Genomic DNA, 22,553 nt, shown 5'->3' with positions numbered 1-22,553 from the left:
CCCGTGAGCGGCGAGGCGCACCGGGCGGCGCCCGACTCGCCGAGCGGGACGTCCAGCGGCGGCGACAGGCGACCTGTTCACCCGCCGGCTACTCGACGGTGGCATGCTCCGGGCATGTCCATGGCCGAACCGTTCCTGCCCGCACACGAGCCCAGCGACGACGATCGCGCTCGAGACACCGCCTTCGACGACGACGACGTCCTCATCGAGCCCGACACGGCTCCCGCCGAGGCGGAGCCGGCGGCGGAGGAGGACGAGGACGTGCCCGCCTTCCGCACACCTGTTGCCGGGGACCGGCTGACCGCGGACGAGCTCGCCGAGGAGCTCGACGACGAGGCAGCACCCCTGTAGGACGCGCACGTCGGGGCCGCTCGGAGCGGTCCCGGTCCTCTCGGCGCTCCTCGGAGGAGCCGTGGGTGCCGGTGACGGGGAGTGCGGGTCTTCCGGCAGTCCTGACAGGCTTCCTGCTGCACCGCCCGACGGGAGTCAGCAGCGGTTCAGTACGGTGGGGCTCCTGCAGGGCTGCTGAGGCTTCTCCGATCCCGTCCCTCCGGCCCGCTCCTCCGGCCCCCTCGGGCGCGATCGAAAGGCTCCCCGTGTCCGCACTCCTCCCCCTGCAGGGCAGGACCGCTCTCGTCACCGGCGTCTCGCGGCGCCGCGGCATCGGATTCGCCGTCGCCGCGAAGCTCGCCTCCCTCGGTGCGCACCTCGTCGTCCACCACCACCGCCCCCACGACCTCGACCTCCCCTGGGGAGGCGACGACCTCGACGCGGTGCGGTCCGAGCTCCGCGCGCACCTCACGGAGGGCGCGCGGTTCGCCGACGTCGCCGCTGACCTGGCCGACCCCTCCACCGTCCCCGGCCTCATCGCCACCGCTGCCGCCCTCACCGGGAGCCTGGACGTCCTCGTCTGCAACCACGCGAAGAGCGGCGACGACGGCAGCATCCTCGACATGACGCCTGAGCGGCTCACCGCGTTCTGGGACGTGAACACCCGCTCCACCCTCCTGCTCACCGCGGAGTTCGCGCGGCTCCGGGCACCGCGCAGCGACGGACCCCGCCGGCCCGGCGACCGGATCGTCGGGGCCGGGCCCTACGCGGAGGCGCAGGGGCACGTGTTCTGGATGACGTCCGGGCAGATCCACGGCGCGATGCGCGGAGAGGTCGCCTACGCCGCGAGCAAGGCCGCACTCGCCGGCGTCACCGCCACGGTCGCCGCCGAGCTCCTGGAGCTCGGGATCGTGCTCAACACGATCGATCCCGGTCCGGTGAACACCGGGTACCTGGACCCTGAGAGCACCGACCGGTCACTCGAGGATCTCGAGGAGTACGTCGCGAGCACGCCCTTCGGCCGCGTCGGCACGCCGGCGGACCCGGCCGAGCTGATCGCGTGGCTGTCCACGTCGGCGGGCAGCTGGGTCGTCGGGCAGGTGCTCACGACCGACGGCGGGTTCAGCCTGTGACCGGGGCGGCGGCGCACCGGCTCCGGATCTAGTCGGAGGCGACGGCCCGCACGATCGTGCGGGCGACCTCGAGCACCTCGCGCTCGTGGCTCAGGTGCACCTCGTGCACGGCTCCCGGCCAGGACAGCAGCGGCGCGTCCAGGGCCGCGGCCACGCGCCGATGCGCGCGATGCAGAGCGGATCCGGGCCTGCGGTCCGCGGTCACGACGGCCGCGGGGACGGCGGGCAGCTGCGACTCGTCGAAGCCCCGCGCCACCCGCTCCAGACCGGCGGCCGCGGAGGCGAGCCCCGGCAGGTCGACGTCCGCCATCGCGAGAGCGGCGGCGCGCGGCGGGGCTCATCGCGTGGCGCCTCGCCGACCGGGCGGCGCCCGTGCGCAGCAGCGCGGACAGCGCCCGGCCGAGCCCCGGCAGTCTCGAGAGCGCCGCCGTCGCCCGGGCCGTCCGCTCCACCTGGCGCGCCAGTGCCGCGTCGTTGACGGGCGTCGGGTCGAGGAGCACCAGTCCCGCGACGTCCTCGGGGTGGTCGCGAGCCAGCAGCATCGCCACGGCACCGCCGAGGCTCTGACCGACCACGACGACCGGACCGGTCCCGAGGCCGGCCAGCACGGCGTGGATCGCGTCGGCGGCGTCGGCCAGCCCGCCGGCGACCTCCGACCCCGCTGTGCCCGGCCGGTCGTAGAGGACCACCCGGCAGCCCGGATCGATGATCAGGCCCTCGACCAGCCCGGGGAAGAACCCGTCGACGGCTTCGCCCCCGCCCGGCAGGAGGAGCACGGCCTGCCCGGACACTCCCCGCACCTGCAGCATGCGGCGAGCCTAGCCGGGGAGCCGTCCGCCGTCCGGCCGCGGCGGCGGCGACCTGCGAACCGGACCCCGGGGATGATGGGCGCATGGGATCGCGACGGGCGGGAGTGCTGTGGGTGGTGAGCGCGCTCGCCTACGTGGGAGCGGAGGCGGTCGCCGCGGCCGCGTTCCCGGGCTACAGCTACGCGCGGAACTACATCAGCGATCTCGGCGTGCCCGAGGTGGGCGTGTTCCAGGGGCGCGCGATCGACTCGCCGCTACACGCGGTGATGAACGTCGGGTTCCTCCTGCAGGGGGCGCTGTACCTCGCCGCCGCCGTCGCGACCGTGCGGGCGTCGCGGGGCGGATCGCGGCGGCTGTTCCTCTCCCTCGCCGTGGTCTACGCCGTGGGCATCGCCGTGGTGGGTCTCGTGCACGGCAGCAGCGCCAGCGCGCAGAACGGGATCGGCGGGCTGCACGTGGTCGGTGCGGCGATGGCGATCGTCGGCGGCAACGCGGCCTCGATCGTCGCCGGTGCCGCGGCCCGGCGCGGCCGTGCCCCGTGGGCGGTCGGGACCCTCGGGATCGTGCTCGGCGCGGTCGGCCTGCTCGCGCTCCTGATGCTGCAGGTCGACACCCGCGTGCCCGGCGTCGATCTGCTGCCCGACGGCGTCTGGGAGCGCGCCTCCGTCTACGCCGTCACGGCCTGGCAGCTCGCGACCGGCCTGCGGCTGCTGCGGCACCCTCAGACCTCGGGCAGCGGCGCTCCGATCCGGTAGAAGCGGTCGGCCGTCGCCGCGAAGACGTCGCGCCGCTCCGCCGGGGACAGTGCCGCGGTGAGTTCGTCGAACGCGGTGTACAGCTCGGAGAAGCTCGAGTACAGGCTGTCGACGGGGAAGTTGCTGCCGAGCATCGTCCGCGCCGGCCCGAACGCCTCGAGCGTCTCGTGCACGAACGGCGCGATCGATGCGCGGGTCCACGAGTGGTCGTTCGTGCCGATCGCCGAGATCTTCACGACCGTGTTCTCGCGCTCCGCGACGGCGCGCAGCCCCCTCCGCCACTCGTCCACCGAGTCGGAGTCGCGGCCGATCGGCATCCCGAGATGGTCGAGCACGATCGCGGTGCCGGGGAAGGCGCCGGCGAGCTCGGCCGCCTCCTGCAGCTGCGCGGGGAACACCTGCAGGTCGAACGACAGGCCCAGCGGCTCGAGGCGCGCGAAGTGCGCGCGCCAGACCGGATCGGCCGAGATCCCCGGCCGGTCGCGGTGCGTGTAGACCGGGTCCGGATGCCAGTTCAGGATGTCGCGGACGCCGCGGGTCACGGAGTAGGCGGCGTGCTCCTCCAGCTGCCGGGGCGCGTCGGCGTCCAGGAGCGACACGTGAGCGACGTGCACCGTCGGCACCGGGCGCTCGCGGGAGAGGGCGTCGATCCAGGCCGTCTCGGCGAGCGCGTCGGCCGCGCCGTTCTCGACGTGCACGGAGGCGACGAGCGTCACCTCCCGGGCGTCGGCGAGGTAGTCGTCGACGCTGTAGGAGCGGCGGATCGGCCGGTCGTCGCCGTGGTAGCGGAAGGGCTCGGCCGGCCCCTCCAGCCACGGGTAGGAGCGGCGGAGATCCGTCAGGTGGTGGTGGGCGTCGATGACGACGAGCCTGCTCATGCGTGCCTCCCCGGGGTCGGAGCGCCGAGGCGCGCGATCGTGCGGACGACGCCGGTGTGGTCCAGATCGCCGTCGCCGTCGGCGACCATCCTCTCGAACAGGCCGGTCACGGCGGTGATCGCGGGCAGGACGACCCCCTCGGCCTCCGCGGCCTCGCGGACGTAGCGGAGGTCCTTCAGCTGGTTGCGGGCGCTGCCGCCCTCGGCGAAGTCGTCCTCCAGCCACTTGGCGCTCTTCTGCTCGAGCACGGTGGTGCGGGCGAGGCCCCCCTGCAGCAGCTCCACCATCACCTCCGGGTCGAGTCCGGCGGTGCGCGCGAGCAGCAGCGCCTCGGAGACGACGGCCACCGTCCCGGCGACCACGATCTGGTTGCAGAGCTTGGCGGTCGCTCCGGCGCCGCTCGGGCCGAGGTGGCGGACCGTGCGGCCGAGCCGCGCGAGCACGGGGAGGACACGGGCGACCGCCTCCGCCTCTCCGCCCACCATGATGCTGAGGGTCGCGTCCCGGGCGCCGACCGTGCCGCCGCTGAGCGGGGCGTCGACGACGTGGACGCCGTGCTCCTCGGCGAGACGGGCGGCGAGCGCGGCGACCGCCGAGGGCGAGACGGTCCCGTGCACGACGAGCACCGGATCCGCGACGCCCTGCGCGCGCCAGCCGGCGAGCAGGCCGTCCTCGCCGGCCAGCAGCGACTCGACCTGTGCGAGGTCCGGCAGCACCGTCAGCGTGATGTCGGCCGCCGCCTCGCGCGGAGTCGCCGCCACGCGGGCCCCGAGCGCGGCGAAGGGCTCGGCCTTCGCGCGGGTGCGGTTCCAGACCATGAGGCCGCCGCCGTCGACGAGGTTCCGCGCCATCGGGGCGCCCATGGGTCCGAGGCCGAGCAGCGAGAGCGTCACGGGGCGACCTCGGCGAGCTGGTCCGGCGCCACGTCGTCGAGCAGCACCGCGGCCTCGAAGCCGAGCAGCTCGCGGGAGCGCGTGAGGTCGAGCCCGACGGAGCGGCCCGGCAGCTCGCCGCGCGGCACGCCGGGGGCGATCGCGTCGAGGGCGTGAGCGGTGTCGCCGCGGAGGTAGGTGAGCGGAGCGGCGACGAGGATCCCCGGGGCGGGGGGCGTGTCGTGCAGCAGCGCCGCGAGCACCGAGCGGGCGGCGTCGGCCGCGTCGAGGTAGCTGAAGCCCTCCGCCGCCTGGCGCCGCGGGTCGGCGGCGAGCGCGGCGCGCAGGTGCTCTCCGAACCGCCGTCCGCCCTCGAGCGTGATGTCGCGCACCAGCGGGAAGCGGAGGCCGGTGAGCTCGAGACCCCAGGCGGCGTGCGCCATCCGGGCCGCGTCCTCGCTGGCGAGCTTCGAGAGCGAGTACTCGTCCGAGATCCGGGGAGCCGCGTCCTCGGAGTAGGGGAACACGGGAGGGAGCGCCTGCTCGGCCCCCAGGGGGTAGCCGTTCGCGTTGATGCTGGAGGCGTAGACGACCTTGGCGACTCCGGCCGCCGCGGACGCGGCGAGCACCGCGAAGGTGCCCACGGCGTTCACGCGGTAGGTCTCGACCGCGTCGGCCATCCCGAGTCCGGCGTAGCCGCCGAGGTGGACGACCGCGTCCTGACCGGACAGCGCCTCGGCGAGGACGGCCTCGTCCGTCACGTCGCCGACGACGGTGCGGACGGCAGGGTCGGCCTCCGCGGCGCTGCGGTCGAGGACGGTGACGACCGCTCCCTCCGCCACCAGCGCCGCGACGGTGGGCCGCCCGATGAGGCCCCAGCCGCCCGTCACGAGGACGCGCGCGCCGTCGAGGGTGGTCAGCGCCGTCACGCGTTCACCGACGGCGTCGACTCGGTCGGAGGAGCGGCGACGTCCTCCTGCTTCTTCCTGCGGCCTCTCGAGAGCATCGGCCAGCCCTTGCTGCCCTGGTCGAGCGTGACCGCGATCAGCACGACGAGCCCGGTGACGATCTGCTCGTAGAAGCTCGGCACGTTCAGCAGCACCAGGCCGTTGGTGAGCGCGCCGAGGATCAGCGCGCCGACCAGGGTGCCCGCGATCCGGCCCTCGCCGCCCATCAGGTTCGCTCCCCCGATGACCGCCGCGGCGATAGCGGTGAGCTGGTACGGGCTGCCCGCGTCCGGCTGCGCGGCGTTGATGCGGGCGACGATGACCAGGCCGGCGAGAGCCGAGAGCCCGCCGGAGATGCAGTAGACGGCGATCTTGACGCGGTGGACCCGGACGCCCGAGAGCCAGGCGGTCTCCTCGCTGCCGCCGACCGCGATCACGTTCTGGCCGAACACGGTCTTGCGCAGGAGCAGCCAGGCCGCGACTCCGACGACCGCCACGATCACGACCACGACGGGCACGCCTCCGATGTAGCTGTTGAGCAGGAGGATGAACTCCTTCGGCACGTCGTAGACCGGCTTGCCGTTGGTGGCGACGTAGGCGCCTCCCTGGAACACGCTCATCGTGCCGAGCGTGGCGATGAAGGGGGGCAGGTTCAGCTTGGTCACCAGCAGGCCGTTGATCCCTCCGCAGACCAGACCGAGGACGATGCCGGCCACGAGCCCGAGCAGCGGGGGCACGCCGCCGTTGACCAGCAGCGAGGCGCTGACTATCCCGACGAAGCTGGCCATGGCGCCGACGGCCAGGTCGATGCCGCCGGTGATGATGACGAAGGTCAGGCCGATGCCGATGATGGCGTTCACGCTGGCCGACACCGCGACGTCGCGGAGGTTGCCGATGGTGAGGAAGTTGGGGTTCAGCACGCCCAGGATGACGAAGAGGACGACGGCGGCGATGTAGATGCCGAAGGCCTGCAGGTTGAAGGAGCGCCGGCGCGGGGTGGCGACGCTCCCGGTCTCGGGGGAGGTCATGAGGTTCCTTTCGCCACGCCCATGGCGTTGGCCACGATGCTGTGCTCGGTGATGTCGTCGCCGACGTGCTCGGAGACGAAGCGCCCGGACCTCATCACGAGGACCCGGTCGCTGATGGAGATGATCTCGGGCAGGTCGCTCGAGACGACGATCACGGCGTGCCCCTCGGATGCCAGCTGATCGATGAGCTCGTAGATCTCGACCTTGCCGCCGACGTCGACGCCCTTGGTCGGCTCGTCGAAGAGGAAGACGCTCGCTCCGAGCCAGATCCACTTCGCGATCACGATCTTCTGCTGGTTGCCGCCCGAGAACTGGCGGGCGTCGAGGCGGACGTCAGCGGGACGCAGCGACATGCGCCGGCCCATCTCCTCCGCCGTCTCGATCTGCCGCTTCGTGCTGATGAAGGGGCCGAAGCCGTTCAGCTGCCGGTCGGAGGTGAGGGCGACGTTCGCGTAGGCCGGGGTCTGGAGGACGAGGCCCTGGTGCTTGCGGTCCTCGGGGATGAACGCGATGCCGGCGTCGCGGCTGTCGCGCGGCGAGCGGATGCGCAGCGGACGGCCGCCGAGGCGGACGGTCCCCTCGGTGCCGTCGTCGGCGCGGATGAGCGCCCGGAGGAACTCGGTGCGGCCGGAGCCGACGAGGCCGGCGATGCCGACGACCTCGCCGCGGCGGACGCTGATCGACTCCGGTCCGACTCCGCTCGGGTGGGTGACGCCCGTGGCCTCGAAGTGCACCTCGGCGTCCGGGGCGACCGGGTGGCGCCGCTCGAACGACAGCAGCTCCCGGCCGACCATCCGCCGCACGATGTCCTCGGACGAGGTCTCGCCGATCGGAGCGTCGTAGGCGGGCCGGCCGTCGCGGAGGACGACGACCGTGTCCGACACGCTCATCACCTCGGGCATCTTGTGCGAGACGTAGATGACTCCCACGCCCCGCCCGTGGGCGATCTCGCGGACCCGGGTGAGGACGCCCTCGACGTTGTGCTCGAGCATGCTCGTCGTCGGCTCGTCGAGCGCGACGATCTTCGCGCCGAACGCGAAGGCCCGGGCGATGGTGAGCGCGTGCCGCTGCGCCGGGCTGAGCCGGCCGACCGGCGTCCGCGCCTCCATCGGGAATCCCATCAGGTGGACGTCCTTGAGGGCCCGGTCGATGTCGTCCTGGGCGGACGCGCGCTGCTTGCGCGTCCGCCCGAGGAGCAGGTTCTGCATCACCGTGAGCTGGGGCACGATGGCCGGCTCCTGGTGCGCGATGCGGACCCCCTCGGCGAGCGCCTGGCGGGAGGTGTACTCCATCCGCCGGACGCCGTCGATCGTGATCGAGCCGCGGTCCGGGCGCAGCGCCCCGCCGAGGATGTTCAGCAGGGTGCTCTTGCCCGCGCCGTTCTCGCCGGCGAGGGTGCGGATCTCGCCGCGGTCGAGCGTGAAGCTCACGCCGTCCAGGGCACGGACGCCCGGGAACGATTTCGCGATGCCGCGGACCTCGAGCAGATGCTCGGCCATGTTCCGTCTACTTCCTTGTCGAGGAGGTCGTGGGGGGGGAGGTGACGGGTTACGGCATCCCGGTCTCGTACTGCGCGACGTTGGTGCTGTCGATGATGAACGCGGGGACGTCGATCCACGCGGGGACCTTCTTCCCGGCGAGCAGGTACAGCGCGGCGTCGACGCCGGTCGAGCCCTCGGTGGTGGGCAGCTCGCTGACGGTGGCGGTGTAGTCGCCGGCCAGGATCTGCTTCTTGGCCTGCGGGATGCCGTCGGTGCCGACCAGGATCACCTTGCCGGTGAGGCCCTTCGCGTCGATGGCGGCCTGGACGCCGAGCGCCATGCCGTCGTTCTGCGAGTAGAAGGCCGCGATGTCGGGGTTCGCGGTCAGCATCGTGGTCGCGATCTCCTGCGCCTTGGTCTGGTCCCACGAGGCGGTCTGGGAGGCGACGAGCTCGAGATTCTCGTGCTTCGCGAGGGCGGCGGTGAAGCCGTCTCCGCGGTTGATGGCGTTGGAGGATCCCGGGTCGCCCTCGATCATCGCGACCTTGCCGCCGTCGGGCAGCTTGTCGGCGATGTAGTCGGCCGCGGTGGCGCCGATGGTGGTCGCGTCGGGTCCGACGTAGACGGTGCCGGCGACGCCGCTCTTGGCGTCGTTGAGCACGATCGCGGGGATGCCGTCGGCGAGCGCCGACTCGAAGATCGAGTCGAGGCCGGTGGCCGAGATGGGCGAGGCGAGGATGGCGGAGCAGCCCTGGTTCATGGCGCTCTTGGCCTTGTCGAGCTGCTCGGTGATCGAGGACTCGTCGGTCACGTCGAAGGTCTGGTAGTCGACGCCGAGCTCCTTCGCGCGGTTCTCGAAGCCGTCGCGCTCGTAGCCCCAGAACTCGTTGGAGAGGGTGCGGGTGATGTAGCAGAGCTTCGCGCCGTCCGGCACGGTGGGGGTGCCGAGCGAGGAGGCGACCTCGTCGGCGGGGGTCTGCGCGGAGGCGTCGACGAGCGACACGATGTCGGCGCCGGAGCCGGAGCCGCCGGCGGGTCCGCCGCCGTCTCCGTCGGGCGAGGCCGAGCATCCGGCGAGGAGCGTCAGGGAGGCGAGGCCGGCGAGGGCGACGCCGGCGGCGCGGGTGGGGAACGACATGGGAGGGGGGCCTTTCGTCATTGGAAGGAAGGGAGGAGTGAAGGGGGATCGGGGGACGGTCCGGGCCGGACGGAGGGGGCCGCCCGGCTCAGGGCCGGATCAGGAGGCGAGCAGCGCCTCGGTCTCGCGGCGCAGCTCGAGCGCCTCGGCGAGGGACTCGTCGATGATGACGTCGTCCCAGCCGACCGTCGCGCCCTGCGCGATGTCGTTGCGCAGCTCGACGTGGTGGGCGAGCGCGACGGGGAGGGCGCCGGTGGCGACCGAGTGCTTCGCCGAGACGAGCTTCCCGTAGACGGTGAAGCCGCCCTCGCCGTCGAGGAACTCGCCGGCCTTCAGGTCCTTCTTGGCCGTCGCGACCACGTCGCCGTAGAAGCCCTCGGGGTGGCCGGTCGAGATGCCGCGGAGGGCGGCGTTGGCGATCGACATGTTCAGCTCGAGGCCGACGTAGTGGTACGGGCGGTAGAGCGCCGCGTACTGCTTGGTCGGGTCCGGGTGCCACGGGTACTCGTCGAAGCAGGTCGACACGTAGGGGTTGGTCGCCTTGACGACGACGTAGACGCCCTCCTGCGTGTTGTGCGGGATGAGCGCGCCGTCGCGGGTGACGCTCGACATCACGTCGACGGTGCCCTCATGGTCGAGCGCTCCGCCGATCGAGCGGGGGCGGCTGATCGTGGCGATCTCCTCGACGTCGCCCGGGGTGAAGGTGAGGCCGGCGTCGGAAGGGACGAGCCCGGCCGCGTTGGCGACGGCGGCCATCTCGATGGCGGCCTTGGTGCCGTCGCGGAACGAGGTGTGCATGTAGGGGTTGAGCTGGCCGGAGTCGGTGAGCTCCTTGCTGAACTCCCAGTTCTCCCAGACGTTGTCGGGGTTCATCTGGTGGTAGTGCTCGAGGTACTTGGCGCCCTTGCCGGCGCAGACGACGTCGAAGCCGCTGGTGCGGGCCCAGTCGACGAGCTCCATGATGAGCGCCGGCTGGTCGCCGTAGGCCATCGAGTAGACGATGCCCGCCTTCTCCGCCCGCTTGGCGAGCGCCGGTCCGGCGAGGGCGTCGGCCTCGACGGTGACCATGATGATGTGCTTGCCGGTCTCGATCGCGCGGAGGGCGTGGTGCACGCCCACGATGGGGTTGCCCGTCGCCTCGACGATGACGTCGATGTCGTGCTCGAAGAGGGCGGCCGCGTTGTCGACGATGGTGGTGGTGCGGTTGGCGAGCGCCTCGGGGATGTCGGCGGCCATCGCCTCGGCCGGCCAGTCGACCAGCTCGAAGGCGCCGCGGGCCCGGGCCACGTTCACGTCGGCGATGGCGACCACGTGGACGCCGGGGATGTTGCGCGCCTGCGAGAGGTACATGGTGCCGTAGCGGCCGGCGCCGATCAGCCCGACGCGGATGGGGCGGCCCTCGCGTTCGCGATCGCCGAGGAGTTTGTACAGGTTCACGTTGACCTCTCTGGTCCGGTGGCGCACGGACGCGGAGAGCCGCCGGTGAGGGCGGTGGACGTCGTCGTCGTGCGCAGTCTTCTTCGGAGGAATTCTGCTGACCGGTCGGGGTGGAACCGGTACCAGTTTTGTACCAGCGCCCATTAGGCTGTGTCAACAGCAGTTCGCATCGCGGCGTTCGACGAGGACCCCGCCGGCCCCGGGGAGGACCCGTGCACAAAGCTCCGACGATCCGCGACGTCGCCCGCACCGCGGGCGTCTCGGTCTCGGTCGTCTCCCGCGTGCTCAACGACGGCACCGGCCCGGTCGCGGTCGACACCCGGCGCCGCGTGGTCGAGGCGATCGACGAGCTCGGCTTCCGCCCCCGCGCCGCCGCCCGCGAGCTCAGCCAGGGGCAGGCCCTGGCGATCGGCCTGGTCCTGCCCGACCTCACCAACCCGTTCTTCGCCCGCCTCGCCGACAAGGTGGTCTGGGAGGCGCGCGCCCGCGGGGCGCAGGTGCTCCTAGTCACCACGCAGGAGGACTCCCACGTCGAGGGCGAATCGCTCACGAGCCTGCTCGACCGCTCCGTCGGAGGCGTGATCGCGACTCCCTCCGGCGACAACCTCGAGAAGTGGTCGCGCCTGCGCCGCGCCGGGGTCGACGTGGTCTTCGTCGACCGCACCACGCCCGGGCTCGACGACGTCGACGTCGTCAGCATCGGCAACTCCGCCTCCGCCGCCCGGGCCACCGACCACCTGATCGCGCTCGGCCACACCCGGATCGCGATCCTCTCCGGACCGGCGCACACCTCCACCGGCCAGGCCCGCGTCGCCGGGTACCGCGCCTCCCTCACCGCGGCCGGCCTGCCGCTGGACTCCACCCTCGTCCGCGACGTGCCGTTCCGCGGCGACGTCGGCGGCGAGGCGGTCGCCGCCCTCCTCGCACTGCCGGAGCCGCCGACCGCTCTCGTCGTCGCCAACACCGCGCAGGTGCGCAGCGCGGTGCACCGGCTCTTCCAGCTCGGGATCCGGATCCCGGAGGCCCTCTCGGTCGTCGTGTTCGACGACAACCCGTGGAGCGAGCTGGTCACCCCGCCGCTCAGCGTCGTCCGCCAGCCGATCGACATGCTCGCCCGCCACAGCGTCGAGCTCGTCCTCGCCCGCATGCAGGGCCGCCTCCCCGAGGCGCCGCAGCACATCGAGGTGCAGGCCGACCTCGTCATCCGCTCCAGCTGCGCCGCACCACCGCGGCGCTGATCCTCCACTCCCCTTCCGAAAGGCACGCCATGTCCGATCCCGTCGTCGTCACCGCGATCTTCACTCCCGCCGAGGGGCAGCGCGACGCCCTCGTCGCCGCCCTCTCCACCGCCATCGCGGAGGTGCACGAGGAGGAGGGCTGCGAGCTCTACGCGATCCACGACTCCCCCGACGGCACCGTCGTGATGCTGGAGAAGTGGACGAGCGGCGACCTGCTCGACGCGCACGGCGCCGGCGAGCCGGTCGTCCGCCTGAACGCGGCGATCCGCGGACTCGTCGCCCACCCGCCCGTCGTGACGCGGCTCGTCCCGATCCCGGCCGGGACCTCGCAGCAGGGCGAGCTCTAGCACCCGGGGGCGGGGCCGGTCTCGGACCCGGAAGTCGGGCCGCGCCGCCGGAAACGCGCGCGAAACAGCGGAGGCCTACGGTCGGGAGCGACCCCGCCGCCCCGGCCGCTCCCTGGAGGATCCGCATGCCCCGCCCCGCCTTCCCCGCCCCGCCCAGCGCCGAGCTGCACATCCACCTCGAGGGCACGATCGAGCCCGAGCACATCGTCGAGATGGCGCGCCGCAACGGAGTCGCGCTGCCGACCGAGGATCTCGACGCCCTCCGCGCGCGGTACTCCTTCACCGACCTCGCGTCGTTCCTGGAGCTGCACTACTCGAACCTCACCGTGCTGAAGACGGAGCGGGACTTCTTCGAGCTCGCGACCGGCTATCTCGACCGCGCGCAGAAGGCGAACGTCCGCCGCGCCGAGATCTTCTTCGACCCGCAGACCCACCTCGGCAACGGCGTCGCGCTCGAGACCGTGATGACCGGGATCACCCGCGCGCTCAGCCGGAGCGACGAGACCCACGGGATCTCGACCGACCTGATCATGTGCTTCCTCCGCGACCTGGGAGCCGACGCGGCCGACGAGATGCTGACGGCGATCCTCCCCTGGCGCGAGCACATCATCGGTGTGGGGCTGGACTCGAACGAGGTGGGCTTCGGCCCGGAGCTGTTCGTCGACGTCTACGCGCGCGCCGCGGCCGAGGGCCTGCGCCTGGTCGCGCACGCCGGCGAGGAGGGCGGGCCCGAGACGGTCGCCGCCACCGTCGAGCTGCTGAAGGTCGAGCGGATCGACCACGGGATCCGCGCGATGGAGGATCCGGACGTCGTCGCGATGCTCCGCGAGCACCGCATCCCGGTGACAGTGTGCCCGCTGTCGAACGTGGCCCTGCGCGCGGTGGACACGATGGCCGACCACCCGCTGCCCGAGATGCTCCGCGAGGGGCTCGTCGTGACAGTCTCGAGCGACGACCCGCCCTACTTCGGCGGCTACGTGGACGAGAACTACCGCGCCCTGGTCGAGGAGCTGGGGATGGACGACGCGCAGCTCGAGCGCCTGGCGCTCAACTCCTTCGACGCGGCGTTCATCACGGAGGAGGACCGCGAGCGCTGGCAGGCGGAGGTGCGCGCCCACTTCGCCCGGTGAGCGCGCCGTGGACCGGAGAACGATCGTTCCCGCCCCCTCTCCGGGCGCCGGGCCCTCGTTCTGCGGGCGCCGGCCTCCGCGCCCGCCCTACGCTGGCCGGATGACCCGTCCCGACGGCACGCGATGAGCTGGGTGCTCCTCGCCGGCGCGATCCTCACCGAGGTGACGGCGTCGCTCGCCCTCCAGGCCGCGATCGAGTCGCCGGGCTGGTACGCCCTCGTGGTGGCGGGCTACCTGGCGGCGTTCGTCCTCCTCAGCCGGGTGCTGAAGGCCGGCATGCCGATCGGAGTCGCGTACGGCGTGTGGGGCGCGTGCGGAGTCGCGCTGACGGCGGTCCTCGCAGCCGTGCTCTTCGGGCAGCCGCTGACGGGCGTCATGACGATCGGGCTGGTGCTGATCATCGCGGGCGTGCTGATGGTCGAGATCGGCTCGCAGCGCGCGCAGGCCGCGCGCCGGGCGGCGCGCTGATGGCCTGGCTGCTGCTCTCGGGCGCGATCCTCACCGAGGTCGCCGCGACGATGAGCCTCAAGCCCGCGACGGACGGCCGGAAGCGCTGGTACGTCGTGGTCGGAGTCGGCTACGTCGTCGCGTTCTCGCTGCTGGCCGGGGCGCTCGCGCAGGGCATGCCGATCGGGGTCGCCTACGGGATCTGGGCGGCGGTCGGAGTCGCGCTGACGGCGGTGCTCGGGAGATGGCTGTTCCAGGACCCGCTGACCTGGACGATGCTCGGCGGGATCGGCCTGATCATCGCCGGTGTCCTGCTGGTGGAGCTCGGCCACTGACCTGTCGGCGGTCGTCGAGGTGGGAGCGTCTCCTGTCTCAGCGGTCGTCGCGGCCGGAGCGTCTCCTGCTCAGCGGTTGTCGCGGCGGTAGCGCGCCTCCCGGCCGGCGATGTGGAGGCCGAGCCCGGTGACCGCGACCGCGAACGCCACGAGCACGCCGATGAACGCGATCTCGTCGCCCGCTCCGACCGCCACGGCCGCGACGGCGAGCCCGATCAGCGCGAGGGCGATCACCACGGCGCCGACGATCTCGAGCGCACTCCAAGCGGTCATGCCTCCAGCGTGCGCGCGGGGAGGCGCGCAGGCAAGGGGTGACGGGCGAACAGGACACGACATCCCGACGGCCACGGAGAACGCTCGACACCTGTCGCGCGGGCGGCGGGGCGAGTCCTAGACTCGCCTCGCGGTGCCGCCGCCTGATCCAGCTCACCGATGGAGGTGCACGGTCGTCACCGCGTCCGGATCGCTGCCTCTCTGGGCAGGCGCGCTCGCCCTGCGCCGCTGGCGCACCTCGTCGCGGCTGCTCGCCCTCGTGCTGGCCGTCGCCGTGGTCGCGGGCTCGGTGCTCTGCGGCGCCCTGCTCCTGGTGCGCTCCGCGGAGCAGAGCGGAGTGAGCGGAGCGCTGAGCGCCCTCCCGCCCGACCGCGTGGACGTGACCGTCCGCGTCCTCGAGCCGTCGACCCCGGTGGCCGGATCGCGGGCGGAGGTCGATGCCGCCACCCGCGCCGGCTACGGCCCCGGCGTGTCCTTCACGAGCACCGGCTGGGCCACCTCCGGCTGGGCCACCACACCGGAGGGCGTCTACTCCTACCTCGCGGAGCTCGACGACCCCGGCGCGGAGGCCGAGCTGATCGCGGGCTCCTGGCCCGCCGAAGCCCCGGGCGTCGCGGTGCCGGAGAGCGCCGCCCGCTCGCTCGGCCTGACCGTCGGCGGCACCCTGGTGCTCGGCGGATCCGACTTCCGCGTCGACGCGGTGTACCGGGCCGGGCCGGGCGCCTTCTGGGAGAACGACCCGCTGCTCGCTCAGGGCGACGCGGAGGGATTCCCCGAGCCGGGCCGCTCCTTCTTCTCCCCGGTGCACGCCGCGGGTCCGCTGCTGGCCGCTCCGGAAGGAGTCGACGCGTCGGGGATCGCGCCCGCTCAGCTCCTCGCCGTCGAGCGGCCCTCCTTCGCGCAGACGGGGCCCGAGGGGCTGGCCGCGCTCCGCTCGGCCGCGAGCGACGCCGAGACCGCGATCGCGCTGGCGGCCGCGCCTCCGGGCGGCACTCTGTTCGTCGACACCGGGCTCCCGACCGCGCTCGACGATGTCGCGGCCGGTCTCGCGAGCACTCGCGCCGCAGCGCTCGTCGTCGCCCTGCTGCTCGTGGTCGTGCTGGTGGCGGCGGCCTCCGCGGTCACCCACCTCCTCGCCGAGTCGCGAGCGGACGAGCTGGAACGGCTCCGAGAGCAGGGGGGCGACCGGGCTCCAGCGCCTGGGCGCCGTCGCCGTCGACGCTCTCGCGGTGGCGGTCGTGATCGCGACGGCGAGTCCGTGGGGCGGAGTGCTCATGCACGCGCTGGTCGCGTCCGCGCCTCCGCTCGACGCCGCGGGGCTGCCGCGCTGGGTGCTCCCGGACGCGGCCGTCGTGCTCTGCGCGCTCGCCGTGGCGGTCGTGGTGGGACTGCTGATGCTGCGGCCGGCCGGCCGGGGCGCGCGCCGGTCGCCCCTCGCAGCGGCGGGCCAGGCGGTGGTCGTCGTGGTCGCGGCGCTGCTGGTCTGGCGGGCGGCCGGCGCGGTCGACAGCGGCGACCTCCTCCTCGCGCTCACCCCCGCCGTCCTGCTCGGCGCGCTCTCGATCCTCGGAGCACGGCTGGCGGACGCCTGCGCCCGCCCGGTCGCAGCTCTCGCCGTCCGCTCCCGGGGTGCGGTCGCTCCGCTGGCCGGCTGGTTCGCGGCCCGCGGCTCCGGCCGCTCGTCGGGCGTCGTGCTGGTGGCGCTCACGGTCGGCGCCTCGGTGATCGCGCTCGGCACCAGCGCGACGTGGCAGGAGGCGGTCCGCGAGGAGGCGTCCGTCGCCGTCGGGGCGCCCGCCCGCCTGAGCGAGTCGACGACGGCGTCACCGGTGCTCCGCCGACAGAGCCTGGTGTCGAAGAAGCTGCAGCCCGGCGTCGAAGCGGACGCGCCCGGATCCCCGGCGCAGCTGCTCGCGCTCGACGCCGCAGCGCGAGGCCTGCTCGAGCGCAGCCCCGACGAGCAGGTCCGCGCCTCGGGCGGCGAGCTCGCGGAGGCGCTGCCCGCGAGCGACCTCGACGACACCGGGCCGCACCTCCCCCGCGGGACGGCCGCTCTGCGGGCCCGGGCCTCCGTGACGGGTCCGGCCGGACTCGAGGTCGCGCTCACCGCGATCGTCGCCGACGACCGGGGTGCCCTGACTCCGGTGCCGCTCGGTGCGCCGACCTCGCCGACCGAGCCGGCGGTCGTGACCTCCGGAGACCTCGACTCCTCCGTCGACCTGCGCCTGGTGGGCGTGACCGCGACCCTGAGCGGCGCCGAGACCGAGCGCGCCGTCGGGGTCGACGTCGTGCTCGAGGAGATCGCCGCCCTCGGGCCCGACGGCGGTACCTCTCCCCTCTCGCTGACGGACGCCGGGACCTGGACCGGCTCCGTGCAGGGCGACGACTCGCTGCCGCCCGAGGTCGCCGTGGCAGCGGATGCGCTGCGGATCACGGTCGGCACCCAGCTCTTCCCGCCTCCGCTCACTTACGGGGCAGTGGGCTGGAATGCCGGCGCTCCGATCGGCGCGGTCCTCTCCTCCACCCTCGCCGACGACCTCGATGTGCTCTCCGGCGCCGATGTGGCCGCCTTCGTCGACGGAACACCGATCCTGCTGCGGGTCGCCGGCGAGACCGCCGGAGTCCCCGGCGCTGCGACCGACGACGACCTCGACGCGCTCGCCGCGGGCCTCCCGTCGGCCTCGCGCGCCGAGTCGACGATCGTCGTCGACGCTCGGGCTCTCGCCCACCGGCTGCTCGAGGCCGGCGCCTCGGGCGCGTTCGCGGACGAGTACTGGGGCGAGGCGGGCGGTCCGGGGCCGGTGGCCGCCGTCTCCCCGGGTTCGCTCGCCGAGCGCATGCTCGCGGCGCCGCTGCGCGCCGAGATCCCCGCGACGGCCTCGGTCGTCGTCTGGGCGAGCCTCCTGCTCGCGCTCGCGGGGTTCGGTGCGCGGGCCGCCGCGATGGGCCGGGCGAGGAGGCTCGAGGCCGCCCAGCTGCGAGCGGTCGGTCTCTCGCGGCGCGGCCTGCTCGCGGTGCTCTCGGCCGACGCGATCGCCTCGGCCCTCGCCGGTGTCGTGACGGGCCTGCTCGCCGGCTGCGCCGTCCTCGCTCTCGTCGGGACGCGGATCGCGGGCGCTGGACGCGGGGAGGCCGTCGCCCTCATCGTCCCGTGGCAGGCGCTCGCCCTGGTGCCCGCCGGCATGCTCCTCGCCCTCGGGGCCGTCGCCCTCTCCCTCGGTCTGGCGCAGCGGCGGCTTCCGCTGCCCGACCTCCTCCGAGCGGGGGCGGACGGATGAGCGGGATCGTGGCCGCGGGCTACCTCATCCTGCGCCGCGCCCGCCGCGATCTGCTCGCACTGCTCGGCGTGCTCGTGCTCACCGCGGTGGCGGCCGCCCTCGCGCTCGCCGTGCCCCTGCAGATCGAGGCGACCCTGGACCGCGCAGCGGAGGAGGCGGTCGCCGCGGCCGGGAGCGACGCGGACCTCCTGCTGCGCTCCTCCGTCGCCGACCCGTCCGGCTACGAGACGACGACCGCCGGCCGGCTCCTCGACTACGCGGCCGAGCTCCCCGAGAGGCTGCCCGCGGCACTGACCGGAGTCGCGTCCGGGATCCACGTGGGGATCCTCGGTCCCGAGCTGCCCGCGACCGCCCCGCGCGGCGGCGTGCTGGTACGGCTCGGGGTCCTCGACCCGGCGGAGTCGGAGTCGCTCCGCGTCGCCTCGGGCGCGCTGCCGGGCGACGACGCGGGAGAGGGCCCGGCGGACGTCGCCGTCTCCTCCGCCACCGCCGCCGCGACCGGTCTCGAGGCCGGCGATGTGCTGCCGGTCGCCCAGGGACCGGCTCTCCGCGTCGTGGCCGTCGTCGACGCCGTCGACCCGACCGGCGAGGCCTGGACCGATCTGCCCGGACTCTGGCAGCCCGCCTCCTCCTCCTCACGGGGAGGGGCCGCCCGGCCCGCGGTCACCGTGCTCACCACAGCCGCCACCCTCGACCGCGTCGGCCCGCTCCTCCCCGAGGCCGCCCTGGGCACCGCCCGCGTCGTCCTCGACCCCGCCCGCTTCGATCTCGAGCGCGAGCGGAGCGCCGGCCTCGCGATCGACGCCCTCGAGACCTCGACGGCGGACATCACCGAGGGGGCGCCCCTCACGGTCACCGCACTCTCGGGCTACGAGGAGGCGCTCGACGCCTTCCCCGCAGCGGTCTCGGCCGCGACGGCGCAGCTCTCGACCCTCGCCGCCGGACTGCTCGGCGTCGCGGTGCTGGTCGCCGTGCTCGCGAGCACCGCCCTGTCCGGCCGGCGACACGCCGAGATCGCGCTCCTCCGCTCCCACGGCGCGACCCTCGGCCTGATCGGGACGCACGCCGCCGTCGAGTCGCTGCTCGTCACGGCTCTCGGCTGCACTGCCGCCGCACTGGTGGTCCCTCCGCGCTCCCCCGCCCTGATGGCCGTCGCCGCCGCCGTCCTCGTCGTCTCGCCCGTGGTCGCGACCCTCCGACCGCTCCTGCGGCCCCTGCCCGCCCCGCGGCGGCGCGCCCTGCGGCTCGCAGCGGCCGGCGTGCTCGTCGCCGCCGCTCTGACGGCGGTCCTGGCGCTCCGGGGAGGGTCCGGCGCGTCCGGCGTCGATCCCCTGGCCCTCGTCGCCCCGGTGCTGGCCGCGGCCGTGATCGCTCTGGCGCTCTCCCCCCTGCCGGCGCTCGCCGCGGCGCCGCTCGTCCGCCTCGCCGGACGCAGCCGCGGGCCGGCGGCGCTGCTGGCCGGATCGAGCGCGCAGGAGGGCACCTCGCGCCTCGCCCTGGTCGCGGTCGTCCTCGCGGCGAGCGCCGCCGTCGCCTCGACGGTGCTGCTGCAGACGGTCGCCTCGGGGCAGGAGTCCGCCTCCTGGCGGGCGGTCGGCGCCGATCTCCGGATCGACACCGCTCCCGACGGACCCGCTCTCGCCGCCGAGCTCGACGCCGCGGGCGACACCGCCGCCGCCCTCGCGAGGATCGACGGGGTCCGGGCCGAGGGACCGACGAGCCAGGTCACGGCGACGGTCCTCGGCGTCGACTCCGACTACGCGCGACTGCTCGCGGCCCTGCCGCCGGAGGCGCTGCCGAGCGCCGACCCGCCCGCGATCCCGCCGAGCGGCGCGCCGGCCGCCGACGACCCGCTCCCGGTGCTGGTCGATCGCCGCCTGGCGAGCACCGTCGGTGACGGGAGCTTCGTGCTCGACATCGACGGCGTGCGGATCGACGCGAGGGTCGCAGGCCCGCCGATCCCCCGTGCGGAATGGGTGGGGCGCCCGGTCGCCGTCGTCGACCGCGCGCTGCTGGCGGAGGCGCTCGGCGGCGAGCCCGCGGCCGCCACGGTGCTCGCCGTCGGGCCGGTGGCGAGTGCCGAGGGCGCGGTCCTGCGCTCCTCCGTCCTCGCCGACAGCCGCGACGGCGCTCTGGTGTCCGGAGTGCGCGACGCGACACTGCTGTCGCTCCTGGCCACCGGCCTGCTCGCGGTCCTGGCCGTGCTGGCGACCGCCGTGCTCGGCGCGCGCCGCCGCGGAGGCACCCTCGCTCTTCTCCGCGCCCTCGGCCTCCCCGATCGCGCCCGCCTCGCACTGGCTGTCGGCGAGCTCGTGCCCCTGGTGCTGGGCGGCGTGGTCGGCGGGGTGCTGGCCGCCGCCGTCGTCCTCACCGCCGCCTGGCCGGCCTTCGGGGTGGACACCCTCGTCGGCGGACCGGCCGCGGTCTCCGTCCCCCTCCTGCTCCCGCTCGGCGTCCTCGCCGCAGCGGCCGCCGCCCTCGCGCTGGCCCTCGCGGTCGACGTGCCGCTCTCCCGCCGTGTCCGCACGGCCGACATCCTGCGTTCCGGGGAGGAAGCATGACTCTCACCAGCGCTCTGGCGCAGACCACGACCGGCGAGTTCGGAGCGGAGTCGCTCATCGCCTGCGACAGCCTCGTCCGCGTCTTCCGCGCCGGCGGAGTCGAGGTCCAGGCCCTGCAGGGACTGGACCTGCTCGTCGACGAGGGGGACGTGCTCGCGATCGTCGGCGCCTCCGGATCGGGCAAGTCGACGCTGCTCGGGATCCTGTCCGGACTGGACGCCCCGACCGCCGGCCGCGCCCGCCTCGCGGGCCACGACCTGACCGCCCTGCGCGGAGCCGAGCTCGTCCGGTACCGGCGCTCGACGGTCGGCTTCGTGCGCCAGCAGTCGTCCCGCAACCTGCTGCCCGCCCTCACCGCCGCCGAGAACGTGGCCCTGCCCCTCGCCCTGGCCGGCCGCGGCCGACGGGAGCGGGCCGCCCGCGCACACGAGCTGCTCGGCATGCTCGGCCTCGGCGGCCGCGCCGACCGCCGGCCCGCCCAGCTCTCGGGCGGGGAGCAGCAGCGGGTCTCGATCGCGGTCGCGCTCGCCGGAGCACCACAGGTGCTGCTCGCCGACGAGCCGACCGGGCAGCTCGACGGCCGCACCGGCGACGAGGTGTTCGCCGCCCTGCGCGCGGTCAACGAGGCGCTGGGCTGCACGATCGTGATCGTCACCCACGACGCCGCGGTGGCGGGCCAGGTCAGGCGGACGGTCGCGATCCGCGACGGCCGCATCTCCTCCGAGACCCTCCGGCGGGAGGAGCTCGACGGCAGCGGCGTCTCCACCCTGTCGGAGGAGGAGTTCGCCGTCCTCGACCGCGTCGGCCGCCTGCAGCTGCCCGCCGAGTACCGGCGCGCGCTCGAGCTGAACGACCGGGTGCGGCTGACGCTCGAGAGCGATCACGTCGGGGTGTGGCCGCAGCGTGCGGCGGAGGAGGCGGGGGCCGAGCCCGACCCCGGGGGCGCCGCTCCCGCCGATCCCGGACGGAGCGTCCGATGACCGACGTGCTCGTCGTCGACGGTCTCACCCGCCGATTCCACACCCCGGCAGGGGACGTGACCGCCCTGCACGACGTGTCCTTCCGCGTCCCCCGCGGCGAGATCGTCGCCCTCTCCGGCCGGTCCGGCTCCGGCAAGACCACACTGCTGAACTGCGTGAGCGGCCTCGACGTCCCCACCGCCGGCAGCGTGCTGCTCGACGGCGAGCCGGTCACCGGCCTCGACGAGGCGGCGCGCACCCGGCTGCGGCGCGACTCGATCGCCTTCGTGTTCCAGACCTTCGGCCTCCTGCCGCACCTCACGATCGCTGAGAACGTCGGCCTCCCCCTCCGCCTGCGCCGCGAGGAGCCGGGCGCGCGGGAGGACCGGGTCGCCCACCTCCTCGATCTGGTCGGCCTGGCCGGCCGCGGCCGCTCCCGCCCCGGCGAGCTCTCGGGCGGGCAGCAGCAGCGCGTGGCCCTCGCGCGCGCCCTCGCCGGATCTCCCCGCCTGCTGATCGCCGACGAGCCGACCGGCCAGCTCGACGCCGCGACCGGAGCCGCCGTCATGGAGCTGCTGCGCACCGTCGTGCAGACCGAGTCGGCGACGGCGCTGATCGCCACCCACGACCTCTCGGTGCAGGCGTCGGCGGACCGGGTGCTGCGGATCGCGGAGGGCACGCTCGTCCGGGGCCGCCATGCGGCGTGAGCCCGCTCCGTCCGTCCCCGCCGGAACGCCCCGTCCGCTCGCCCCGCGGCGGCGCCCGCCCCTAGGCTCGACGGCGTGACCGCCTCCGTCCCCGCCCCTCAGTCCCGGCCGCGCGACGTCGTCGGCATCGTCGGCCTCGTCCTCGCGATCGTCCTCGTCCTCGCGCAGATCGGGCGGACCGCGCTCACCACGGCCATCCCGGTCCTCGCCTACCAGGGCGGCTTCGACACCACGCAGATCGGGGCGCTCTTCGCCGCCCTCGGGGTCACGATGCTCGTGCTCGCGACGGCGACCGCGATCGTCGGCGTCATCGGCGTCGTGCGGAGGGACCGTGCCCGGCTGCTCTCGGCCGTCACGCTCGGCGTCGGCGCGAGCGTCGCGATCGTCGAGCTGGGCGCGCTCGTCGTCCCGCCCCTGGTCGGCCTCTCGCTCCAGTACTGACGAGGCCCGCCGGAGCGGATCCGCCCCTC

23 protein-coding genes are annotated in these 22,553 nt (G+C 74.3%); 13 read left to right on the top strand and 10 right to left on the bottom strand.

Features of this window, described 5'->3' with window-relative positions:
- The first annotated feature begins 114 nt into the window (after nucleotides 1–114).
- Nucleotides 115–351, top strand: a complete 237-nt coding sequence (locus GSU45_RS04590) for a hypothetical protein (RefSeq protein WP_159913087.1) — start codon at nucleotides 115–117, stop codon at nucleotides 349–351.
- Between the two features lie 245 nt (nucleotides 352–596).
- Nucleotides 597–1,463 carry an SDR family oxidoreductase gene (locus GSU45_RS04585; RefSeq protein WP_244248215.1) on the top strand — a complete coding sequence of 289 codons (867 nt, stop codon included), beginning with the start codon at nucleotides 597–599 and terminating at the stop codon, nucleotides 1,461–1,463.
- 28 nt (nucleotides 1,464–1,491) lie between these two features.
- On the opposite strand, the gene GSU45_RS17110 is transcribed toward GSU45_RS04585, so the two are convergent.
- Nucleotides 1,492–1,773, bottom strand: coding sequence for a hypothetical protein (locus GSU45_RS17110; RefSeq protein WP_208543491.1), 282 nt, complete (start codon nucleotides 1,771–1,773; stop codon nucleotides 1,492–1,494).
- Nucleotides 1,774–2,355: 582 nt separating this feature from the next.
- Between GSU45_RS17110 and GSU45_RS04575 the strand changes: the two genes are divergently transcribed.
- Nucleotides 2,356–3,027 (top strand): DUF998 domain-containing protein, encoded by a 672-nt coding sequence (locus GSU45_RS04575; RefSeq protein ID WP_159913085.1) that lies wholly within the window; start codon nucleotides 2,356–2,358, stop codon nucleotides 3,025–3,027.
- On the opposite strand, the gene GSU45_RS04570 is transcribed toward GSU45_RS04575, so the two are convergent.
- The 7 genes from GSU45_RS04570 to GSU45_RS04540 form a co-directional block, all read right to left on the bottom strand.
- Complete coding sequence (locus GSU45_RS04570; protein ID WP_159913084.1) at nucleotides 2,994–3,905, bottom strand: amidohydrolase family protein; 912 nt, start codon at nucleotides 3,903–3,905, stop codon at nucleotides 2,994–2,996. The genes GSU45_RS04575 and GSU45_RS04570 overlap by 34 nt on opposite strands.
- Nucleotides 3,902–4,798 (bottom strand): NAD(P)-dependent oxidoreductase, encoded by an 897-nt coding sequence (locus GSU45_RS04565; protein WP_244248214.1) that lies wholly within the window; start codon nucleotides 4,796–4,798, stop codon nucleotides 3,902–3,904. The genes GSU45_RS04570 and GSU45_RS04565 overlap by 4 nt, the downstream gene beginning before the upstream one ends.
- The gene (locus GSU45_RS04560; RefSeq protein ID WP_159913082.1) at nucleotides 4,795–5,706 is read right to left on the bottom strand and encodes an NAD(P)-dependent oxidoreductase; all 912 of its coding nucleotides are present in this window, start codon (nucleotides 5,704–5,706) and stop codon (nucleotides 4,795–4,797) included. Before GSU45_RS04560 ends, GSU45_RS04565 begins: the two co-directional genes overlap by 4 nt.
- Entirely contained in the window at nucleotides 5,703–6,752 is a 1,050-nt protein-coding gene (locus GSU45_RS04555; protein ID WP_159913080.1) for an ABC transporter permease, read from the bottom strand. The genes GSU45_RS04560 and GSU45_RS04555 overlap by 4 nt, the downstream gene beginning before the upstream one ends.
- On the bottom strand, nucleotides 6,749–8,251 hold the full coding sequence (locus GSU45_RS04550) for a sugar ABC transporter ATP-binding protein (protein ID WP_159913078.1): 1,503 nt from the start codon (nucleotides 8,249–8,251) through the stop codon (nucleotides 6,749–6,751). The genes GSU45_RS04555 and GSU45_RS04550 overlap by 4 nt, the downstream gene beginning before the upstream one ends.
- 49 nt (nucleotides 8,252–8,300) lie before the next feature.
- Nucleotides 8,301–9,371 carry a substrate-binding domain-containing protein gene (locus tag GSU45_RS04545; protein WP_159913076.1) on the bottom strand — a complete coding sequence of 357 codons (1,071 nt, stop codon included), beginning with the start codon at nucleotides 9,369–9,371 and terminating at the stop codon, nucleotides 8,301–8,303.
- Between the two features lie 99 nt (nucleotides 9,372–9,470).
- Nucleotides 9,471–10,808, bottom strand: coding sequence for a Gfo/Idh/MocA family oxidoreductase (locus GSU45_RS04540; protein WP_159913074.1), 1,338 nt, complete (start codon nucleotides 10,806–10,808; stop codon nucleotides 9,471–9,473).
- A 212-nt stretch (nucleotides 10,809–11,020) separates the two neighbouring features.
- Here GSU45_RS04540 and GSU45_RS04535 point away from each other — a divergent pair, with 212 nt between their 5' ends.
- From GSU45_RS04535 to GSU45_RS04515, 5 genes are all read left to right on the top strand, one after another.
- Nucleotides 11,021–12,046, top strand: coding sequence for a LacI family DNA-binding transcriptional regulator (locus tag GSU45_RS04535; protein ID WP_159913072.1), 1,026 nt, complete (start codon nucleotides 11,021–11,023; stop codon nucleotides 12,044–12,046).
- Between the two features lie 29 nt (nucleotides 12,047–12,075).
- Entirely contained in the window at nucleotides 12,076–12,393 is a 318-nt protein-coding gene (locus GSU45_RS04530; protein WP_159913070.1) for a putative quinol monooxygenase, read from the top strand.
- Between the two features lie 125 nt (nucleotides 12,394–12,518).
- Entirely contained in the window at nucleotides 12,519–13,523 is a 1,005-nt protein-coding gene (locus tag GSU45_RS04525; RefSeq protein WP_159913068.1) for an adenosine deaminase, read from the top strand.
- Between the two features lie 123 nt (nucleotides 13,524–13,646).
- On the top strand, nucleotides 13,647–13,991 hold the full coding sequence (locus GSU45_RS04520; protein WP_159913066.1) for an SMR family transporter: 345 nt from the start codon (nucleotides 13,647–13,649) through the stop codon (nucleotides 13,989–13,991).
- Nucleotides 13,991–14,305, top strand: coding sequence for an SMR family transporter (locus GSU45_RS04515; protein ID WP_104239710.1), 315 nt, complete (start codon nucleotides 13,991–13,993; stop codon nucleotides 14,303–14,305). The genes GSU45_RS04520 and GSU45_RS04515 overlap by 1 nt, the downstream gene beginning before the upstream one ends.
- A 69-nt stretch (nucleotides 14,306–14,374) precedes the next feature.
- On the opposite strand, the gene GSU45_RS04510 is transcribed toward GSU45_RS04515, so the two are convergent.
- Entirely contained in the window at nucleotides 14,375–14,578 is a 204-nt protein-coding gene (locus GSU45_RS04510; protein ID WP_244248213.1) for a hypothetical protein, read from the bottom strand.
- Between the two features lie 867 nt (nucleotides 14,579–15,445).
- Nucleotides 15,446–15,703 (bottom strand): hypothetical protein, encoded by a 258-nt coding sequence (locus tag GSU45_RS04505; protein WP_159913062.1) that lies wholly within the window; start codon nucleotides 15,701–15,703, stop codon nucleotides 15,446–15,448.
- Nucleotides 15,704–15,807: 104 nt separating this feature from the next.
- Here GSU45_RS04505 and GSU45_RS04500 point away from each other — a divergent pair, with 104 nt between their 5' ends.
- From GSU45_RS04500 to GSU45_RS04480, 5 genes are all read left to right on the top strand, one after another.
- Nucleotides 15,808–17,856 carry an ABC transporter permease gene (locus tag GSU45_RS04500; protein ID WP_159913060.1) on the top strand — a complete coding sequence of 683 codons (2,049 nt, stop codon included), beginning with the start codon at nucleotides 15,808–15,810 and terminating at the stop codon, nucleotides 17,854–17,856.
- Nucleotides 17,853–20,417: an FtsX-like permease family protein gene (locus GSU45_RS04495; protein WP_159913058.1), complete on the top strand. Its 2,565-nt coding sequence runs from the start codon at nucleotides 17,853–17,855 to the stop codon at nucleotides 20,415–20,417. The genes GSU45_RS04500 and GSU45_RS04495 overlap by 4 nt, the downstream gene beginning before the upstream one ends.
- On the top strand, nucleotides 20,414–21,397 hold the full coding sequence (locus GSU45_RS04490; protein ID WP_159913056.1) for an ABC transporter ATP-binding protein: 984 nt from the start codon (nucleotides 20,414–20,416) through the stop codon (nucleotides 21,395–21,397). Before GSU45_RS04495 ends, GSU45_RS04490 begins: the two co-directional genes overlap by 4 nt.
- Nucleotides 21,394–22,083: an ABC transporter ATP-binding protein gene (locus GSU45_RS04485; protein WP_159913054.1), complete on the top strand. Its 690-nt coding sequence runs from the start codon at nucleotides 21,394–21,396 to the stop codon at nucleotides 22,081–22,083. Before GSU45_RS04490 ends, GSU45_RS04485 begins: the two co-directional genes overlap by 4 nt.
- Before the next feature lie 75 nt (nucleotides 22,084–22,158).
- Nucleotides 22,159–22,524: a hypothetical protein gene (locus GSU45_RS04480; RefSeq protein WP_159913052.1), complete on the top strand. Its 366-nt coding sequence runs from the start codon at nucleotides 22,159–22,161 to the stop codon at nucleotides 22,522–22,524.
- Nucleotides 22,525–22,553 lie beyond the last annotated feature (29 nt).

This window comes from Rathayibacter sp. VKM Ac-2801 (assembly GCF_009834245.1).
Taxonomy (GTDB): domain Bacteria; phylum Actinomycetota; class Actinomycetes; order Actinomycetales; family Microbacteriaceae; genus Rathayibacter.
Note: the sequence above shows the minus strand (reverse complement) of the source record. Positions and strands in the feature narration are given on the sequence as shown.

What these genes read in the sequence shown, in the direction of transcription:
- GSU45_RS04590 (WP_159913087.1), top strand. Translation starts at nt 115, where the DNA reads ATGTCCATGGCCGAACCGTTCCTGCCCGCACACGAGCCCAGCGACGAC.
- GSU45_RS17110 (WP_208543491.1), bottom strand. Translation starts at nt 1,773, where the DNA reads ATGGCGGACGTCGACCTGCCGGGGCTCGCCTCCGCGGCCGCCGGTCTG.
- GSU45_RS04575 (WP_159913085.1), top strand. Translation starts at nt 2,356, where the DNA reads ATGGGATCGCGACGGGCGGGAGTGCTGTGGGTGGTGAGCGCGCTCGCC.
- GSU45_RS04570 (WP_159913084.1), bottom strand. Translation starts at nt 3,905, where the DNA reads ATGAGCAGGCTCGTCGTCATCGACGCCCACCACCACCTGACGGATCTC.
- GSU45_RS04555 (WP_159913080.1), bottom strand. Translation starts at nt 6,752, where the DNA reads ATGACCTCCCCCGAGACCGGGAGCGTCGCCACCCCGCGCCGGCGCTCC.
- GSU45_RS04550 (WP_159913078.1), bottom strand. Translation starts at nt 8,251, where the DNA reads ATGGCCGAGCATCTGCTCGAGGTCCGCGGCATCGCGAAATCGTTCCCG.
- GSU45_RS04545 (WP_159913076.1), bottom strand. Translation starts at nt 9,371, where the DNA reads ATGTCGTTCCCCACCCGCGCCGCCGGCGTCGCCCTCGCCGGCCTCGCC.
- GSU45_RS04530 (WP_159913070.1), top strand. Translation starts at nt 12,076, where the DNA reads ATGTCCGATCCCGTCGTCGTCACCGCGATCTTCACTCCCGCCGAGGGG.
- GSU45_RS04525 (WP_159913068.1), top strand. Translation starts at nt 12,519, where the DNA reads ATGCCCCGCCCCGCCTTCCCCGCCCCGCCCAGCGCCGAGCTGCACATC.
- GSU45_RS04520 (WP_159913066.1), top strand. Translation starts at nt 13,647, where the DNA reads ATGAGCTGGGTGCTCCTCGCCGGCGCGATCCTCACCGAGGTGACGGCG.
- GSU45_RS04515 (WP_104239710.1), top strand. Translation starts at nt 13,991, where the DNA reads ATGGCCTGGCTGCTGCTCTCGGGCGCGATCCTCACCGAGGTCGCCGCG.
- GSU45_RS04510 (WP_244248213.1), bottom strand. Translation starts at nt 14,578, where the DNA reads ATGACCGCTTGGAGTGCGCTCGAGATCGTCGGCGCCGTGGTGATCGCC.
- GSU45_RS04495 (WP_159913058.1), top strand. Translation starts at nt 17,853, where the DNA reads ATGAGCGGGATCGTGGCCGCGGGCTACCTCATCCTGCGCCGCGCCCGC.
- GSU45_RS04490 (WP_159913056.1), top strand. Translation starts at nt 20,414, where the DNA reads ATGACTCTCACCAGCGCTCTGGCGCAGACCACGACCGGCGAGTTCGGA.
- GSU45_RS04485 (WP_159913054.1), top strand. Translation starts at nt 21,394, where the DNA reads ATGACCGACGTGCTCGTCGTCGACGGTCTCACCCGCCGATTCCACACC.